Annotated in this window: 2 rRNA genes; both read right to left on the reverse strand. The window is 54.1% G+C overall.

Annotation, left to right across the window (positions count from 1 at the left end):
* Positions 1 to 711: ribosomal RNA gene (locus ACIP4Z_RS35520) — 23S ribosomal RNA — on the reverse strand; the annotation flags it as partial.
* Between the two features lie 165 nt (positions 712 to 876).
* Positions 877 to 1,133 (reverse strand): 16S ribosomal RNA (locus tag ACIP4Z_RS35525); the annotation flags it as partial.

Here is a 1,133-nt window from a genome sequence, read left to right on the forward strand (position 1 = left end):
GCTTTTCATCTTTCGATCACTCTACTTGTGCGCTATCGGTCTCTGGCCGGTATTTAGCTTTAGAAGACATATACCTCCCATTTTGAGCAGCATTCCCAAACTACTCGACTCGTCGAAGGAGCTTTACATAGGCTTGGCATCCGACCAGACGGGGCTCTCACCCTCTGTGGCGTCCCGTTCCAGGGAACTCGGAAGGCGCCTCGCCAAAAGCATCCTCTACAAATTACAACTCGGGCCCTGGGGACCAGATTTCAAATTTGAGCTGTTGCCGCTTCACTCGCCGTTACTGGGGCAATCCCTGTTGGTTTCTTTTCCTCCGCTTATTGATATGCTTAAGTTCAGCGGGTATTCCTACCTGATTCGAGGTCAACATTCGGAAGGTGGGGTGTTTAACGGCGTGGCCGCGCCCGGGTCCCGGTGCGAGTGGATATTACTACGCAGAGGTCGCCGCGGACGGGCCGCCACTCCATTTCGGGGCCGGCGGTGTTAGCGCCGGGTCCCCAACGCCGGGCTCTCCCAAAAAGAGGGGAGCTCGAGGGTTGAAATGACGCTCGAACAGGCATGCCCGCCAGAATTCTGGCGGGCGCAATGTGCGTTCAAAGATTCGATGATTCACTGAATTCTGCAATTCACATTACTTATCGCATTTCGCTGCGTTCTTCATCGATGCCAGAACCAAGAGATCCGTTGTTGAAAGTTTTGATTCATTTGTATTTTGCCTTGCGGCACACTCAGAAGAAACTGTAAAAACAAAAGAGTTTGTGGCCTCCGGCGGGCGCCTGGTTCCGGGCCGCGAAACCGAAGAGGTTCCGGGCGCCGGGGCGGCTCCGCCGAAGCAACGTAAAGGTATGTTCACATGGGTTTGGGAGTTGTAAACTCGGTAATGATCCCTCCGCTGGTTCACCAACGGAGACCTTGTTACGACTTTTACTTCCTCTAAATGACCGAGTTTGGAGAGCTTTCCGGCCCTGGGTGGTAGTTGCCCACCTCCCTGGGCCAGTCCGGACGCCTCACTGAGCCATTCAATCGGTAGTAGCGACGGGCGGTGTGTACAAAGGGCAGGGACGTAATCAACGCAAGCTGATGACTTGCGCTTACTAGGGATTCCTCGTTGAAGAGCAATAATTGCAACG

This window comes from Streptomyces sp. NPDC088910 (assembly GCF_044749865.1).
Classification (GTDB): domain Bacteria; phylum Actinomycetota; class Actinomycetes; order Streptomycetales; family Streptomycetaceae; genus Actinacidiphila.